Genomic DNA, 17,063 nt, shown 5'->3' with positions numbered 1-17,063 from the left:
TGGTTTTTTAGGCTTGGTCGATATACGTCTCGGGTAAAAAAACGCCCCGGCAAAGCCAGGGCGACACAGCGTACCGATCCGATACCGATTGAAGACGGCGTCAAAGCCGAACTTCAATCAGGCTTGTGGCGTTCACTTATTGTTTTCGTTCATTTTGCTCACAATATCCTTTTCCTCGGCGAACGTTTTTACAGCAAACTCGGCGTACTGCGTGTGATTCATGTAATAAGTCTGAATCCCGTAGGCGCCGATGGCTTTCAAAAATACCGGATCCTTAACTGCTGCAGCAACCGCTGCATCCAGTTTTTCCACGATCGAGGAAGGCATGCCTTTTGGTCCTGCCAACCCCAGAGGGGAGGGGATGACGACAGGATAACCGGCTTCCGTGAATGTGGGGACGCCGTCGAATGCCTTGAGCCGCTCCTTGGATGCGACCGCCAGGACACGGACGCTTCCCGCTTCCATATAGGGCAGGATGCTATTGGTGGTGATGGCCGCTTTGATATGGCCACCCAGCAGTGCCGTGATCGCCTCGGCATCGCCCTTGTAGGGGACGTGCGTTAATTTGGCGCCGGTGGCATTGCCCAGCTCGACCATGACCATCTGGTTTCCGGTAAAGCGCCCGGGTGTGCCGACACTGATCTCGTCAGGATGCTGCTTGGCATAATCGACAAATTCCTTGACGGTTTTTACTTGTGATTTGGCATCCACGACAAGCGCAAAATCATAGGTTGAAAACGATGCAATATAGGTCAGGTCCTTTATCGGATCATAGCGGGTCTTTTGCAGATAGGGTTGTCTGAAAATGCCATGGGGCGCCAGTGTCAATTTGTAGCCGTCGGGTCGGGCCCGGACCATTTCCTGTGCGCCCATGGAGCCCGCAGCGCCTGGCTTGTTTTCGATGACGATTGTTTGTTTAAGGTATCGTCCCATACTTTCGCCCAGCGCGCGTCCGATCAGATCCGTCGAGCCGCCTGCCGCATACGGGACCACGATGCTGATGGCTTTGTCGGGATAATTGCCGGCTGCATGAGCAAGGCATGGTGCGATAGCCAGGAGCGCGATATTCATAAACTTGATTGGATTGATCATTTTCTTCATGTGTTGCCTGTGGTTATTAACGCAGACAGAAGCTGCCTGCTGATGCAATTAAACGGCAATTATAAATGTATTAATTTCAAACACATAACGGGCTGTAGCGCGTTCTGCGTACCGGAATTTTTTTAGTTGTTCATGGGGTAGGGAGACATGCTGCTGACGTTTTCATTGACATCCAGTTCCCGACCAATATAGGGAAATGCACGTTGCGCGCATTGCGGCCGCTCGCACACCCGGCACCCCATGCCGATGGGTGTCGGCGTATCCGGATTGCTGAAATCCAGTCCTTTTGCATAAACAAGGCGATGCGCGTGCTTCACATCGCACCCTAGCGCCACAGCGAAATCCTTTGTCGGTTGTCCGAATCCGCCGGTCTGGTGACATACCGTACGCGCAATCCACAGGTAAACGCGCCCATCCGGCATGCGGGCCAGTTGCCTGAGAATCCGGCCTGGACTCGAGAAGGCTTCGTATACATTCCATAAAGGACAGGCCCCACCGACACGAGAGAAATGAAAGTGAGCCGCAGACTGACGTTTTGAGATGTTACCCGCGCGGTCCACCCGAATAAAGAAAAACGGCACGCCGGTTGCGTCGGGCCGCTGCATGGTGCTCAGGCGATGGCAGACTGTCTCGAAGCTGACGCCAAAGCGTTGCCCTAACAGGTCAATGTCGTATTGCAATTGCTCGGCGGACTCCAGGAACTGCCGGTAGGGCAGGATAAGCGCTGCCGCAAAATAGTTGGCCAGACCCAGGCGTACTAATTTGCGTACAGCCTGACTGGAAAATCGAGGCGCGTCCACCATGCGCTCCAGCATGTTGTTCAGTTCCAGAAATGCCAGTTGTGTTCCCATTTGAAAGGCCCGCTGTCCGGGCGTTATATGTGGGGGCAGGCTAAGGCGACGAAGCGCCGGGTCGTAAGCACGCTGCAAACCCTTTTCTGCGGGCAGCGTGTCTACAATGACGCCGTGCTGCTCGCGCAAACGCTGCGCCAGCCGTTCGGCCAGGCCTTGTGGGGCGACGTCAGAAAGCCCCCAGGATAGATGGCATTGCTCAGCGTGAGCATCCAGTTCCGAGAAATGGTTGTGATGGGTGAAGAAAAAATCGCGCGCTTCCTCGTAGGGTTGTGTCTGTATCATCAGCGCGTCTGCAGGATCCTCGGGATCCTTATAGGTCATCTTTTCTGCCATCGCTTCCAGTCGGTCCGCCGCTTCGCGGTGACGTCGATGCAGGTCGATCAAAACCCGGCCCACGGCGGGCATGTTCGTTGCGATTTCGCGCATTTCAGCATGAGAGATTCGCGCCGCTTCGCGTCCGCCAAGCGCAGACGCCGGCAGGGTAGCCGCAACCTCATGCAGCGCAGCCACCATACGCGTCTGCTCGTCGTCTGAAAACGTATTGACGTCCATATTGAACACTTCGCTCAAACGTAACAGGACCGACATCGTCAACGGCCGCTGGTTCTGTTCGATCTGATTCAGGTAGCTGGCTGACAGGCCCAGCATGCGAGCCAGCCCTATCTGGGTCAGTTTTCGCTCTTCGCGCAAACGGCGTAACCGTACGCCCATAAATATTTTTCGCATGGTGCCCCATTCTATAAAAGCCGCATTCTTATTAAATTCGCAAAATTCGCAAATTCTCAGTAAGGAGTTTACCAACATTCGCCTTCTTATTGATGCAATTGCCGGTTGTTTTGCGTAAACTGCAAATCTTGATTGTTGCGCAATATTTCTATTGCATAGAAGAGGGTGGATACGATGACACAAGCATCTGAAGTAAAGGGCTTTAAACCAAAGAAATCGGTCGCGCTGTCCGGCGTGGTGGCCGGCAATACCGCGCTATGTACCGTGGGCCGCAGCGGGAACGATCTGCACTACCGCGGTTACGATATTCTGGATATTGCGCAAACCTGTGAATTCGAAGAGGTGGCCCACCTGCTCATCCACGGAAAACTGCCCAATAAGGCAGAACTGGCATCCTATAAATTGAAGCTGCGTCGCTTACGCGGCCTGCCGGCTCAATTGCAACATGCGCTTGAAGCCTTGCCCGCTTCCAGTCATCCAATGGATGTTATGCGCACGGCGGTATCGGTCTTGGGGTGTGTGCTGCCTGAAAAAGACGATCACAATCTGCCGGATGCGCGCGACATTGCAGACCGCTTGATGGCCAGTCTGGGCTCGGCCCTGCTGTATTGGTACCACTACAGTCATAACGGCAAGTGCATAGACGTTGAGACCAACGATGACAGTATTGGCGGGCATTTCTTACACCTGCTGCATGGCGAGGAACCCTCCGATGAGTGGGTTCATGCCATGCATACTTCACTGAACTTATACGCTGAACACGAGTTCAATGCTTCCACTTTCACGTGTCGTGTCATTGCCGGTACGGGTTCGGATATGTATTCGGCTATTACCGGTGGGATTGGTGCGCTGCGTGGCCCCAAGCACGGTGGTGCCAATGAAGTCGCTTTTGAAGTACAAAAACGCTATGAAACACCGGATGAAGCCGAAGCCGATATCCGTCGTCGCGTAGAAAACAAAGAGGTGGTCATCGGCTTTGGTCATCCTGTGTATACTGTTTCCGACCCACGCAACAAGGTAATAAAAGAGGTTTCGCGCAAGCTGTCGGCAACGCAGCAGAACATGAAGATGTTCGACATTGCTGAGCGCCTGGAAAGCGTCATGTGGGACAGCAAGAAAATGTTCCCCAACCTGGACTGGTTCTCGGCCGTGTCCTATCATATGATGGGTGTACCTACTGCCATGTTCACACCGCTGTTCGTTATTGCGCGCACCGCAGGCTGGGCTGCTCACATTATCGAACAACGTATCGATAACAAGATTATTCGTCCGACGGCCAACTATACTGGTCCGGAAGATCAGACATTCATCCCGCTGGACCAACGCTAATTCCTATGAATACTATAAACCGCAAGCCACTGCCCGGCACGGGGCTGGATTACTTCGATGCGCGCTCGGCGGTCGATGCGATTGAGCCCAATGCCTACGATACATTACCGTATACCTCCCGCGTATTCGCTGAAAACCTGGTGCGTCGTTGCGACCCTGCGACGCTGACGGACTCACTGCGGCAACTGATTGAACGAAAGCGCGACCTGGATTTTCCGTGGTTTCCAGCGCGCGTGGTGTGCCACGATATACTGGGTCAGACCGCGCTTGTGGACCTGGCCGGGTTGCGCGAGGCCATTGCCAAACAAGGTGGCGACCCAGCCCAGATCAATCCGGTGGTCCCTACGCAGTTGATCGTAGACCATTCATTGGCCGTCGAATATGCTGGTTTCGACAAGGACGCCTTTGCCAAGAATCGCGGCGTCGAGGATCGCCGCAATGACGATCGCTTTCATTTTATCAATTGGACAAAGAAGGCATTCAAGAATGTCGATGTCATTCCGCCGGGCAACGGCATTATGCATCAGATCAATCTGGAGCGGATGTCGCCGGTCATCCACAGTCGCGACGGGGTCGCCTTCCCTGATACCCTTGTTGGTACCGACAGCCATACCCCACACGTAGATGCGCTGGGCGTCATCGCTATTGGCGTGGGTGGTCTGGAGGCCGAGAGCGTGATGCTGGGTCGCGCCTCCTGGATGCGTTTGCCAGACATTATCGGTGTCGAACTCACCGGGCAACTGCAGCCTGGCATTACCGCCACTGATCTGGTTCTGGCGTTGACCGAGTTTTTGCGCAGCCAGAAAGTGGTATCGTCGTACCTGGAGTTTTACGGCGAAGGTGCGGCCCGCCTGACGCTGGGCGATCGCGCCACGATTTCGAATATGACGCCCGAGTATGGCGCCACCGCAGCGCTGTTTTATATCGATCAGCAAACGATTGATTATCTGAAGCTGACCGGACGCGACGATGAGCAGGTCAAGCTGGTGGAGACCTATGCCAGGCAGGCTGGTCTATGGGCCGACAGTTTGCAAACAGCCCAGTACGAGCGCGTACTGACATTCGATTTGTCATCTGTGGTGCGCAATATTGCAGGCCCATCCAATCCACATCGTCGTGTGCCCACCTCCGAGCTTGCCGGGTTTGGGATTTCTGGCGTGGTCGAAGACCAGCCTGGTTTAATGCCCGATGGGGCCGTGATCATTGCAGCGATCACCAGTTGCACCAACACGAGTAACCCACGGAATGTGATTGCGGCCGGGCTGTTGGCGCGTAACGCCAACGCGCGAGGCCTGTTACGCAAATCCTGGGTCAAATCATCGCTGGCGCCTGGTTCCAAGGCGGTCCAGCTCTATCTGGAAGAAGCAAATCTGCTGCCAGAACTGGAGAAGCTGGGCTTTGGCATTGTGGGCTTTGCCTGTACCACCTGTAATGGCATGAGTGGCGCCCTGGATCCCGTAATACAGCAGGAAATTATCGACCGCGATCTGTATGCCACAGCGGTCCTATCAGGCAACCGCAATTTCGACGGTCGTATCCACCCATACGCCAAGCAGGCTTTTTTGGCATCGCCGCCTCTGGTCGTGGCTTACGCCATCGCCGGCACCATCCGCTTTGACATAGAGAAAGACGTTTTAGGCACGGACCAGAACGGTCAGCCCGTTACGCTCAAAGACATCTGGCCTACCGATGAAGAAATCGATGCCATTGTCGCCAGTAGTGTCAAACCCGAGCAGTTTCGCAGCGTATACGAACCGATGTTTGCGCTTAGCGTGCGTGATGGCGAAGCGGTCAGTCCTTTGTATGACTGGCGCCCGCAGAGCACCTACATTCGCAGCCCACCATACTGGGAAGGTGCGCTGGCAGGCGAGCGTGCACTCAAGGGCATGCGTCCGCTGGCGGTGCTGGGGGACAATATCACCACAGACCACCTGTCGCCGTCCAACGCCATCCTGCTCAACAGCGCTGCAGGCGAATACCTGGATAAGATGGGCCTGCCGCAAGAGGACTTCAACTCTTACGCAACGCATCGGGGCGATCATCTGACGGCGCAACGGGCCACCTTTGCCAACCCCAAGCTGCTTAATGAAATGGTGCAGGAAAACGGCGCTATCAAACAAGGCTCCCTGGCTCGCATTGAACCGGAAGGCAAGGTTGTGCGCATGTGGGAGGCCATCGAAACGTATATGGAACGCAAGCAGCCACTGATTATCGTGGCGGGGGCAGATTATGGCCAGGGTTCTTCACGAGACTGGGCAGCCAAGGGTGTACGTCTTGCTGGTGTAGAGGCCATTGTTGCAGAAGGCTTTGAACGCATCCACCGTACCAATCTTGTCGGTATGGGCGTATTGCCGCTTGAATTCAAACCCGGCGTTAATCGCCAGACGCTTAACATTGATGGTACAGAAACCTACGATGTGGTTGGAACGCCCGAACCAAGATCAACGCTCACACTTGTGATCCTTCGTAAAAACGGTGAACGCCTGGAAGTGCCGGTTACCTGCCGTCTGGACACGGCCGAAGAAGTGTCCATCTATGAGGCCGGCGGCGTCTTGCAACGCTTCGCGCAGGACTTCATTGAGATGCCGGCAGCCAGCCAGGGAGCATGACAGACATGGAAAAACCAATGACTCACGCACCACAGATTAAAATTGCCGCGACCTATATGCGTGGTGGCACCAGCAAAGGGGTTTTTTTTCGGTTGAATGATCTGCCCGAATCCGCTCAGGCACCCGGCGCCGCGCGCGACGCGCTCTTGTTGCGTGTGATTGGCAGCCCGGATCCTTACGGCAAGCACACCGACGGCATGGGCGGCGCCACATCGAGCACCAGCAAGGTTGTCATCCTGTCCAAAAGCGAGCGCGCCGGGCACGATGTAGACTACCTGTTCGGCCAGGTATCCATCGACAAACCCTTCATCGACTGGAGCGGCAATTGCGGAAACCTTTCGGCCGCCGTGGCGCCGTATGCCATCAGCAACGGATTGATTGACGCCGACCGTATCCCGCAAAATGGGGTTGCCACCGTGCGCATATGGCAGGCCAATATCGGCAAGACCATCGTGTCGCACGTGCCCATCACCAACGGCGCGGTACAGGAGACCGGCGATTTTGAGCTGGATGGGGTTACCTTTCCCGCAGCCGAAGTGCAGCTCGAATTCGTGGACCCGGCCGCAGAAGAAGACGGTGCGGCAGGCGCCATGTTTCCAACTGGCAATCTGATCGATGACCTGGACGTGCCCGGTGTCGGTAAGTTGAAGGCCACCATGATCAATGCCGGTATTCCTACCGTCTTTGTGAATGCCCGGGATATCGGCTTTACCGGCACAGAGTTGCAGGATGCGATCAACAGCGATGTCAAGACGTTGGCCATGTTTGAAGCCATACGCGCCCATGGGGCACTGCGTATGGGACTCATTGCCAACATTGAAGAGGCCGAACATCGTCAGCACACGCCCAAAGTGGCCTTTGTCGGTCAGTCTGCCGACTACACCGCATCCAGCGGCAAGCAAGTTTCAGCCGGCAACATTGATCTGGTCGTACGGGCGCTTTCCATGGGAAAATTGCACCATGCGATGATGGGCACCGCCGCAGTGGCCATCGGTACGGCAGCGGCCATTCCCGGCACCCTGGTCAATCTGGCTGCCGGCGGGAGCGAGCGCCAGTCCGTGACTTTCGGCCATCCATCGGGTACGCTGCGGGTTGGCGCGCAAGCGATTGAAGAAGCAGGGCAGTGGACTGTGAAAAAAGTGCTTATGAGCCGAAGCGCCCGCGTATTGATGGAAGGCTATGTCCGGATTCCTGCGGGTACACTTTGAAAAGTGTACGAGAAAATTTAACTTTTAATACCCTCAAATAAAAAAGGATTTACTGCATGTCGACAAGAAAGCAACTCAGGTCACTCGTCGAAGCTCGCCGTGGCATTATCGTTCCAGGCGCATTCAATGCCTTGTCGGCCAAAGTTATCGCCGATCTTGGCTTTGAAGCCATCTACGTGACGGGCGCAGGCGTGACCAATATGTGGTTTGGCATGCCGGATCAGGGGTTCATGGGTTTGCACGAGATTGCCGAACACACCGCAAGGATTCGCGATGCGGTGGATGTCCCATTGATCGTTGATGCCGATACGGGCTTTGGCAATGCGTTGAACGTTCGCCATACCGTGCGGGTTCTGGAGCGTGCGGGCGCCGATTGCATCCAGCTGGAAGATCAAGTTGCGCCCAAGCGCTGCGGCCATTTTTCAGGCAAAGAGGTGATATCCACTGAAGAGGCGGTCAGCAAGATCAAGGCTGCGGTCGATGCACGCCAGGATCCGGACTTTTTGATCATGGCACGCACCGATGCGGCAGCCACGCTCGGGTTTGAGGCGGCGATAGAGCGTGCAGAGAAATTTGCCGAGGCCGGCGCCGACATTCTGTTTGTGGAAGCAGTAACAGAAGCTGAGCAAGTACGGGTGCTGCCCCAGCGTCTTGCCAAACCTCAACTTATGAACATGGTGATCGGTGGTCGTACGCCCATTTTCAATGCCGATCAACTTGGCGAGCTGGGCTATGGCATCGTACTGTATGCCAACGCTGCCTTGCAGGGCGCGGTAGCGGGCATGCAGAAAACACTGACGGTGCTGCGCGACGAGAAGGAAGTGCAAGAATCCAGCGGGCTGGTAGCATCTTTTGCCGAACGTCAACGGCTGGTTGGTAAACCTGAATGGGACGAGCTGGAAAGTCGCTACAGCTGAACCAGTCAGTTGGTATTGATTTGCGCAACGTTGTTTCAAGGCTCACGTGCGCTATCGGGTTGACGCGCCTGGCCGATATGGGGGCGCAACACAAAAAAGTCCTTGATCAATTGGCCCGGGTAGCGCCACGCATATCCGGGCGTTTGCCATGATCCCGCATCGCGCAGCATGCTATTGTCACGAGGCGTCCAGCGTTATTGTTCAGCATCGGCGCCATAGTTTTGCTATCCTTGATCGTTGCGTTTGATCGGCAAAATACACCACCATTTTGAGATGCCGGTGTTCATCCACCACAAGCGTTTCATGGCGGAAATTCTGGCACGTGTTATTGGCTGTCATGATCGATCTCATGGCGCGCCGGGCCGGCTCATTGCCAGACGCTTGCCACCAGCGCCGAAAACCCGGTGACAACTGCGTTAAAGAATCAACCAAAGCGAGCATGGAGGAATCGTCAGGAGCCATGGCGAAGTCGTAGCGGAATTGGGCCAGCAGCTTTGGCGCGTCTTCACGCCAGGCGCAAAAGCGCCATCGCATGTCGGGGTCGGCGAACACCATACGCAATATGTTTCGCCTCTCATGCTCCTGCGAGCTGAACTCGAATAAATCATCGGCCGCGGCGTTCCAGGCAATGACATCCCAGCGCAGATTGATCACATAAGCTGGTCTTGTGACCAGATCATCCATTAATTGCTGGATGAGTGGCGAGACGGTTAACCAATGATTTGCCTCTGGTGGCGGCGGTCGCTTGTGAGCCAAAAGAAACAGATGACTGCATTCTGTGTCGTCAAGCTTGAGGGTATAGGCAATATTCAGCAGGAATTTCTCTGATACCTGGATGTCCCGTCCCTGTTCAAACCAAGTGTACCACGTGAGTCCTACACCAGCCAGCGCAGCGACTTCTTCCCGTCGCAGACCCGGCGTGCGGCGTCGTCCATTATCGGGCAGGCCCACATCGGCCGGCGTCAGCTTGTTGCGGTGTCGAATCAGAAATTCGGATAACTCGGTTTTGGTGCGATGCAGGCTTCGCTCGATCATGGCTATTGTTACCAGTAATAGGATAATTACTTAAATTGTAATGGGATGATTTTGCGCTGAAAATGTAGTTTCCGCAACAAACGCAGTAAACCTGGAGCTACTTGTGATTGCATTTGATGATTCATCTCCCTTGTCTGAAAGACGTGCCGGCGTTCGTGAGTGGGTCGGACTCGCGTTGCTGGCCCTGCCGACCATCCTGCTCGGGCTTGACCTGACGCTATTGCATTTGGTGTTGCCGGCACTTGCGATAGACTTGCGCCCGACAAGTACACAGGCACTTTGGATTATCGATGCCTATGGTTTCATGATTGCCGGCCTGCTTGTTTCAATGGGAACGCTGGGCGATCGCATCGGACGGCGCAAACTACTTATGGTGGGTGCAGCCGCCTTTGGCGCGGCTTCCGTGATGGCGGCCTGCTCAACGAGCGCTTCCATGCTGATTGTCGCACGCGTATTGCTTGGCGTTGCGGGCGCCACCCTGATGCCGTCAACACTGGCGCTCATCAGCAATATGTTTTTTCATCCACATCAGCGCGCCCTGGCCATAGGCTTGTGGGCGACCATGTTTGCGCTAGGCATGGCGGCCGGGCCTGTGGTCGGTGGCGTGTTGCTGGAACACTATGGGTGGGGCGCCGCCTTTCTGGTTGCGCTTCCATTTGTCGGGCTTTTGCTCGTTGCTGCTCCGTTTCTCCTGCCTGAGTACAGTTCCCCGCAACAGGGGCGCCTGGACATACTCAGCGTCATCTTGTCGTTGCTTGCCTTGTTGCCTATCGTCTACGGCATCAAGCACATGTCCAAGGACGGGATCGATATCATCGCCACGTCAGCGATGGCCATTGGGCTGTTCTTCGTGGCGCTTTTTGTCCGTCGCCAGCGTCGACTGGCCAGTCCGTTACTTGATCTTGATTTGTTCTCCAACCAGGCGTTCTGTATTGCCCTTGTGGTGCTCCTTGTTGGTCTGGTCGGTGTCGGCGGGACGATGTTGCTGGTTACCCAGTACTTGCAATTGGTTGTCGGCTTATCGCCGTTGTCAGCAGGTCTGTGGATGGGTCCCCCGGCGCTTGCCATGCTGGCGGCAGGCATTGGCGCGCCACTGCTTGCACGGCGGATTCGCCCGGGTTATGTAATCGCCGGGGCGCTGGGGCTGTCGGTTATTGGCTACCTGATGCTGACGCAACTGAATCATTCGTCGCATGGCGTTGCTTTGGTCACTGCGGCATTTTCGCTGGTATATCTGGGCCTGGGCACCATCGCCGCGCTGGGAACAGAAATGGTTGTGGGTGCTGCACCAGCTGAGAAGGCAGGTTCAGCATCGGCCATGTCCGAGACGGTGCAGGAGCTTGGTCTGGCCGTGGGCATTGCCATATTAGGCAGCATGACGACTGCCGTATATCGATCCCGGATGGCCGATCAAGTGCCTGAAACGCTGTCCAACGGCATTCGGCACGCCGTGTCAGATAGTCTTGCCGGAAGTGTCGCTGTCTCGCGCCAATTGCCGGCCGGCCTGTTAGAACAGGCGCAAGCGGCATTCATGGCAGGGTTCAATGTATCCGCTACAGCGAGCGCTGCCGGCATTGCCTGCCTGGCGGTGTTGGCGGCGATCAAACTGCGGCATATAACTGCAAGTTGATTCAGATGCCTGAATCAAGGCTGAATGCGAGACTGAGCCTCAATCTACAGACCTGTGTCTGTGGATGCAAATATGTCGATACTGGTTGGGTTCGGTAAACAAATATATTCAACGCCTCTTTTGTTGATTAACTCGGTCAAGTGTGTTCGAATGACAACTGTGATTACGAAACATGGTCGAGCCGGTTCCTGTTTCTGTTTGCCGCTTGAGTGTTAGCGGCTATTACCTGCAAAGAGGAGGTGTTTATGACTGCCCCTACACAGCGGTTACGGTCATCATTGGCTAATTCTGTCTATCAGTTGTTCAATCCCATTCCTTTCGGATTTTTCGTCGCGGCATTGATCTTTGACGTCGTGTATTTCCAGACTGCCGAGATGATGTGGAGTAAAAGCGCAGCGTGGCTCATTACTATTGGTCTGTTCTTTGCCATTATTCCGCGTCTGATTAATCTGATTCATGTGTGGATCCCGCGAGGCCGGTTGGTCCTGGGCGCAGAAAAGCTCGATTTCGGTCTCAATCTCATCGGCATTTTGGCTGCCATTCTCAACGCGTTCGTTCATAGCCGGGACGCATACGCGGTCATGCCCTCCGGCATGATTCTGTCTGTCGTTACGGTCGCGTGCATTGCGCTATCTCTCATTATCGCTTCGACGTTTTATGCACCAAGGAGGGCGAATCATGTCTAAGCTCAAATGGGGAATGCCCCTTGTTGTTGTGCTCAGCGTATTGCTGGTGGCATGTGACGACAAGGCGCCAATGGGTCCGGACGAACAGCTGGGAGCCAATCCTTCGCTGCCTGAACCGCAAAACTTTTTTTCTCCTCCCATGCAAGTGCCGCGCGGTGTCGGTTGGGCAGCAGACAAGAAACCAGTAGCCGCCAGCGGATTGCAGATCGAAAAGATCGCCAGTGGCCTGCTTCATCCGCGACAGCTTTATACGCTGCCCAACGGAGATGTACTGGTTGTAGAATCAAATTCACCGGGCACCGCTCCCATCACGACACCGAAAAAGCTCTTCGCCGGCCAGGTGATGGGGCGCTCGGGCAAGGGGGGTAAAGGCGGAAACCGGATCACGCTCTTGCGACAAAACAGCCAGTCAGGCGAGTGGGAAAAGCACACTTTCCTGGAAAATCTTGATTCGCCCTTCGGTGTCCAGCTCATTGGCGACACGTTGTACGTTGCCAATACCGGAAATATCATGAAGTATCGTTACGTGTCCGGGGAAACGCGCCTGTCGGACCCCGGCACGCAGTTTACTGATTTACCCGACACCATCAATCACCACTGGACCAAGGCGCTGCTGGCAAGTGCCGATGGCACAAAACTCTATGTTGGGGTGGGCTCCAACAGCAATATTACCGAGAACGGCATGGCCATCGAGTATCGTCGTGCAACGGTCCTTGAAGTGGATGTGGATAATGGCGCAAGCAGGATTTTTGCGTCCGGTCTGCGCAATCCCACCGGCCTGGACTGGGAACCTGAATCTGGAAAGCTTTGGACAATCGTCAACGAACGCGATGAGATCGGGCCAGACCTCGTGCCCGATTACCTCACGTCGGTAAAGGACGGGGGATTTTACGGCTGGCCTTATAGCTACTTCGGCCAGCATATTGATACTCGCGTCAAGCCTCAGCGCCCGGATCTTGTCAGCAAGGCGATTGTGCCTGACTATTCCCTGGGCTCGCATGTTGCGCCCCTTGGCGTGCATTTTTATACCGGCCAGCAGCTTCCGGAAAAATACCGCGGCGGCGCCTTTGTCAGCGAGCATGGCAGCTGGAACAGAACGCCGTTAAATGGCTATCGGATCAGCTATATTCCGTTTCGCGATGGCAAGCCCGCGGGAAAAGCCGAGACTGTTGTCTCTGGCTTCCTGTCTGAAGATGAGGCGAGTCTTTATGGCGCACCGGTGGGTCTGACCCAGGCGAAAGACGGCGCACTTCTCTTTGCGGACGACGTGGGCAATACAGTCTGGCGCGTCACGGCCGCCAGCCAGTAGTATTGGCGCTGGCAGTGCGGTGTTTAGGATTTCCAGGGCCGCCGGTGAGCAGCCCTGGAATTTTACTTCAGAAGCGCAGCCAGTTCGATTAAATCGTTTGCCATGTAATCCCAAGCTTCGAGCGATTTGACAACTTCAGTCTTTGACGGATCATGCGCATTCGTGCGAACGACATACGCGGTCTTCAATCCGCATTGGCGCGCGGCGTCCAGATCGTAGTCATGGGCGGCGACCAGTATCGCTCTATCCGGGTCTACACTCATCAGCTCGCAAGCACGAAGATAAACCTGTGGCATCGGTTTATAGGCCCCTGAGACATCAGCGCCAAGGATGGTGTCCCATGGCAGCCCCGCATGTTTTGCCATGTCCACCAGCAGTCGGGTGTTTCCGTCGGACAGCGGTGAGATGATGAAGCGTTCCTTCAAGCTGGAAAGACCCTCTACCGAATCCGGCCAAGGCTTGAGGCGGTGCCAGGCCATATTGAGTTCTGCCAGTTCGGCTCCCGGTAAAGTCGAGGGCGTCAGCCCGAACCCTTTCAGGCATGCTTCCAGGTTCTCCATGTTCAGGAGATCGAGTGGCGCAAAGGGTCGCTGACCGCAGCGAATAGCTTCAACCGAGGCGTCATAGCGCCCGACCCAGGCATCAGCGAAGGCACCTGCGTCGATATGCAAAGCGTTGTGTCGCTTCAAAAAGGCACCCGCCTCTGCTGCTATGCTGCCACGCCAATCGACGACAGTTCCCAGAACATCGAAGAACAATACTTCAATTTTCGACATTTCACCTCTCCATAATTGTTGAATTTATGTCTGAGCTATTTGACCATTGGATCTTAAATCGCCCCCTCAGATTGCTTCATTATAGGGCGCAATGGTCTTTTACCGCCTTCTCAAACTGCGGTTTGAGCAACGCAAACCTGTCGTCCAGGGTCAGAGGATTTTCGCGGTGCTGAGCAATTATTTCCTCGCAGACCTCGCCTCCACGGATCACCTGTAAGGTTTTGGTTTCTATGCCGTCGATGATGGCCTGGGCAACGGCGGAAGCTGGTTCGTGATTGAAACCCAGATTGGGGTCCGCACGCGAGCACTGCTCGAAGGGATGGTCCGCCCCGTGCTAGTACTAACCTGGCCGAGACAGATCACTCTCCAGGACTGCGCGCGACGTATTTCATACGTTTTGTCGCGCGAACAATCAGCTTGAGACAAGTACCAGATCATTATCTGAGCCATAGAAAAAATATTTTTCCTGTGTTGTAACCGAATCATCACGGCGGCCGAACTAACTTATGTGTCCGCTCAGGATGCGCCTTACTTCAACTACAGGAGAAATTCATGTCAGCCAAATTTACAGTTACTTCGACCTTGCTCGCCAGCGCCGTTGCCGGCATTCTTGCATCCACCGCCCATGCAGCACCGCTCACCAAGGCTGAAGCCGATGCAGCTGTCGCTGCGAAAAAGGAGAAATGCTACGGTGTTGCCCTTAAGGGCCAGAACGACTGCGCCGCCGGTCCTGGCACTACCTGCCAGGGCACCTCGACCATGGATTTCCAGGGCAACGCCTGGAAGTTTGTTCAGGCAGGTACCTGCAGCAGTATTCAGATCCCTGGTGGTGGCCACGGTTCGACGATGCCCGGCAAGGCCTGATTTTAGCGGCCAGAGAGGGTCACCGTGTACCACCCCCCGATAGTCACGCCGGAAGGCGTGCGCCGCCAATCCCTTTGTACTGGCGCGGCGCGCCTGCTGGCCGGTGTCAGTTTCAAGCATGAACATCTTGGTGCGATACAGGAAGATGGCCTGGTCGATGCATTCTTCGAAGTTCACGCGGAAAACTATATGGGGGCGGGTGGGCCGCCGCAGCGGGCACTGGCGGCCATTGGCCGGGATTATCCGCTGTCCATTCATGGCGTGGGCATGTCGATTGGTGGCCCGCAAGCACTGGACCCTCAGCATCTGCGCCGGTTCGCCGATCTGGTTCGGCGCTGCGAGCCAGCACTGGTGTCAGAGCATCTGGCCTGGTCTTCTTATGGTGATACGTTCTACAACGATCTGCTGCCCCTACCTTACACAATGCAAACGTTGCAAACCGTATGTGCGCATGTCGATCAGATCCAGCGCGCGATTAAACGCCCGTTATTGATCGAGAACCCGGCGACGTACATTCAGTTTGCCTGCTCGGACATGAACGAGACTGCGTTTTTGTGCGAAGTTGCACGCCGGACCGGTTGTGGTCTACTGCTGGATATCAACAACGTCTATGTTTCTGCGACCAACCACGGCTTTAGCGCACAGGAGTATCTTGCTGATTTTCCGATAGATCGGGTAGGGCAGATCCATCTGGCCGGCCATAGCGTGCAGCAGGATGATGAAGGGCAGCCACTGCTTATTGATAGTCATGACGGTGAAGTCAGCCCTGCGGTATGGGACCTGTATGCGAATGTGATTGTCAGGACAGGACCCATCCCCACGCTGATCGAGTGGGACAGCAATTTGCCGGCCTGGTCTGTTCTGAAAGCGCAAGGGCTGCGGGTCCGGGATTTCTTGATCGAATGCACTGCGCAGGCTGCACATGAGTCGCAAGAAGGGGGCGGTGATGATGTATGAATATGCAAAAGCGTTCAGCCCCGGCTTGATCAAGCCCGACTATCCCGTCCCCGAAAATATCACGGCTGGGACAGGCAAGGGCGTTCAGAAGCGCTACAACGTTTACCGAAACAATGTGACGGTGAGCTTGATTGATGCGCTGGCGGCCATCTACCCCGCGGTGCAACGTATCACCGGCACTGAGTTTTTCCGGGCGATGGCGCGCTTTTATGTGCGGGCTACGCCGCCTGTGTCACCGTTGTTGTTCGAATACGGGCGTGATTTTCCTGCCTTTATCGAATCTTATGAGTTTGCCCAGGGCATGCCCTGGCTGGCCGATACGGCACGCATCGAACGCGCCTGGCTCGATGCCTATCACGCCGCCGACGAGCCGGTACTGACCGCGCAAGAATTGGCCGCTGTGCCTGCCGAGGCACTGGCGCAGTTGCGCTTTTGCGCGCATCCGGCCACCCGGATCGTGCGCTCGGTGTATCCGGCGGTGGCGATTTTTGTTATGAACAAGCGCGATGGACCGGTGTCTCCATTGAGATCGGGCGCGGCCGAAGATGCGTTGATCACGCGCCCCCAGCAGGATGTCATGGTCTCGCGCCTGCCCGCGGGCGGCGCTGTCTTTCTCCTGGCATTGCTCGAAGGCATGCCACTGGGCATGGCCGCAGACACCGCATTCGAACACGCTCCTGACTTTGATCTGTCGGCCAATCTGGCCGACATGATCACGTTGGGCGTGTTCACCACCATTGATACGGAGATTTGACCACAATGTCAGAACATCAACATGAATCTGTCACTTTGCCGATGCTGCTTGCAAGTTGGCAGGCCAGCGCCGTCAAGCGGGTGCAATGGCTCGCGCAACCCTGGCTGGTTCAACTGCTGCTGCGCCTGGCCATCGCCGTGCCGTTTCTGAATTCTGGGCTGCTTAAGTGGCAAGGGTTTTTGCAACTGAACGAGACGGCCATTTACCTGTTCACCGATGAGTTTCAGTTGCATCTGCCCGGCGGGCCGTATCCGTTTCCTGCGCCGGCATCAATTGCATTTCTGGCCGCGTGTGGCGAAGTTCTGTTG

General features: G+C 55.5%; 15 protein-coding genes. 11 read left to right on the top strand and 4 right to left on the bottom strand.

The window, feature by feature from the left end:
• Positions 1–132: 132 nt before the first annotated feature.
• Positions 133–1,101 (bottom strand): tripartite tricarboxylate transporter substrate binding protein, encoded by a 969-nt coding sequence (locus tag ACTIKR_RS06345; RefSeq protein WP_442327377.1) that lies wholly within the window; start codon positions 1,099–1,101, stop codon positions 133–135.
• A 122-nt stretch (positions 1,102–1,223) separates the two neighbouring features.
• Positions 1,224–2,681, bottom strand: coding sequence for a short-chain fatty acyl-CoA regulator family protein (locus ACTIKR_RS06340; protein WP_442327376.1), 1,458 nt, complete (start codon positions 2,679–2,681; stop codon positions 1,224–1,226).
• 174 nt (positions 2,682–2,855) lie between these two features.
• Between ACTIKR_RS06340 and prpC the strand changes: the two genes are divergently transcribed.
• From prpC to ACTIKR_RS06320, 4 genes are read left to right on the top strand one after another with little or no spacing between them, the layout of a single operon-like run.
• A complete protein-coding gene (prpC, locus tag ACTIKR_RS06335; RefSeq protein WP_193089368.1) occupies positions 2,856–4,010 on the top strand; it encodes a bifunctional 2-methylcitrate synthase/citrate synthase in 1,155 nt (384 codons plus the stop codon).
• Positions 4,011–4,015: 5 nt separating this feature from the next.
• On the top strand, positions 4,016–6,619 hold the full coding sequence (acnD, locus tag ACTIKR_RS06330) for a Fe/S-dependent 2-methylisocitrate dehydratase AcnD (RefSeq protein WP_442327375.1): 2,604 nt from the start codon (positions 4,016–4,018) through the stop codon (positions 6,617–6,619).
• Between the two features lie 17 nt (positions 6,620–6,636).
• Positions 6,637–7,827, top strand: coding sequence for a 2-methylaconitate cis-trans isomerase PrpF (gene prpF / locus ACTIKR_RS06325; protein WP_442327374.1), 1,191 nt, complete (start codon positions 6,637–6,639; stop codon positions 7,825–7,827).
• Positions 7,828–7,883: 56 nt separating this feature from the next.
• Positions 7,884–8,744 carry an isocitrate lyase/PEP mutase family protein gene (locus tag ACTIKR_RS06320; protein ID WP_442327373.1) on the top strand — a complete coding sequence of 287 codons (861 nt, stop codon included), beginning with the start codon at positions 7,884–7,886 and terminating at the stop codon, positions 8,742–8,744.
• A 201-nt stretch (positions 8,745–8,945) separates the two neighbouring features.
• Here the strand turns inward: ACTIKR_RS06320 and ACTIKR_RS06315 are convergent, their stop codons facing one another.
• Entirely contained in the window at positions 8,946–9,779 is an 834-nt protein-coding gene (locus ACTIKR_RS06315; RefSeq protein ID WP_442327372.1) for a helix-turn-helix transcriptional regulator, read from the bottom strand.
• 103 nt (positions 9,780–9,882) lie between these two features.
• On the opposite strand from ACTIKR_RS06315, the gene ACTIKR_RS06310 reads away from it, so the two are divergent.
• From ACTIKR_RS06310 to ACTIKR_RS06300, 3 genes are all read left to right on the top strand, one after another.
• Positions 9,883–11,409, top strand: coding sequence for an MFS transporter (locus ACTIKR_RS06310; RefSeq protein ID WP_442327371.1), 1,527 nt, complete (start codon positions 9,883–9,885; stop codon positions 11,407–11,409).
• A 245-nt stretch (positions 11,410–11,654) separates the two neighbouring features.
• Positions 11,655–12,095, top strand: a complete 441-nt coding sequence (locus ACTIKR_RS06305; RefSeq protein ID WP_442327370.1) for a DUF2231 domain-containing protein — start codon at positions 11,655–11,657, stop codon at positions 12,093–12,095.
• Positions 12,088–13,404 carry a PQQ-dependent sugar dehydrogenase gene (locus ACTIKR_RS06300; protein ID WP_442327369.1) on the top strand — a complete coding sequence of 439 codons (1,317 nt, stop codon included), beginning with the start codon at positions 12,088–12,090 and terminating at the stop codon, positions 13,402–13,404. The genes ACTIKR_RS06305 and ACTIKR_RS06300 overlap by 8 nt, the downstream gene beginning before the upstream one ends.
• 62 nt (positions 13,405–13,466) lie before the next feature.
• Here the strand turns inward: ACTIKR_RS06300 and ACTIKR_RS06295 are convergent, their stop codons facing one another.
• Positions 13,467–14,180, bottom strand: coding sequence for a haloacid dehalogenase type II (locus tag ACTIKR_RS06295; protein WP_442327368.1), 714 nt, complete (start codon positions 14,178–14,180; stop codon positions 13,467–13,469).
• Between the two features lie 552 nt (positions 14,181–14,732).
• Here ACTIKR_RS06295 and ACTIKR_RS06290 point away from each other — a divergent pair.
• The 4 genes from ACTIKR_RS06290 to ACTIKR_RS06275 form a co-directional block, all read left to right on the top strand.
• The gene (locus ACTIKR_RS06290; RefSeq protein ID WP_442327367.1) at positions 14,733–15,044 is read left to right on the top strand and encodes a BufA1 family periplasmic bufferin-type metallophore; all 312 of its coding nucleotides are present in this window, start codon (positions 14,733–14,735) and stop codon (positions 15,042–15,044) included.
• 39 nt (positions 15,045–15,083) lie between these two features.
• Positions 15,084–16,001 (top strand): MNIO family bufferin maturase, encoded by a 918-nt coding sequence (gene bufB, locus ACTIKR_RS06285; RefSeq protein WP_442327403.1) that lies wholly within the window; start codon positions 15,084–15,086, stop codon positions 15,999–16,001.
• Positions 15,967–16,755: an HvfC/BufC family peptide modification chaperone gene (locus ACTIKR_RS06280; protein WP_442327366.1), complete on the top strand. Its 789-nt coding sequence runs from the start codon at positions 15,967–15,969 to the stop codon at positions 16,753–16,755. The genes bufB and ACTIKR_RS06280 overlap by 35 nt, the downstream gene beginning before the upstream one ends.
• Positions 16,756–16,796: 41 nt before the next feature.
• Positions 16,797–17,063, top strand: a 267-nt coding sequence (locus ACTIKR_RS06275) for a DoxX family membrane protein (RefSeq protein WP_442327402.1), incomplete at its 3' end; no start/stop codon positions are given.

The sequence above is a fragment of the Advenella sp. genome (assembly GCF_052108595.1).
In the GTDB taxonomy this organism is placed as follows: domain Bacteria; phylum Pseudomonadota; class Gammaproteobacteria; order Burkholderiales; family Burkholderiaceae_B; genus Advenella.
This window is presented reverse-complemented; position numbering and strand designations above follow the sequence as displayed.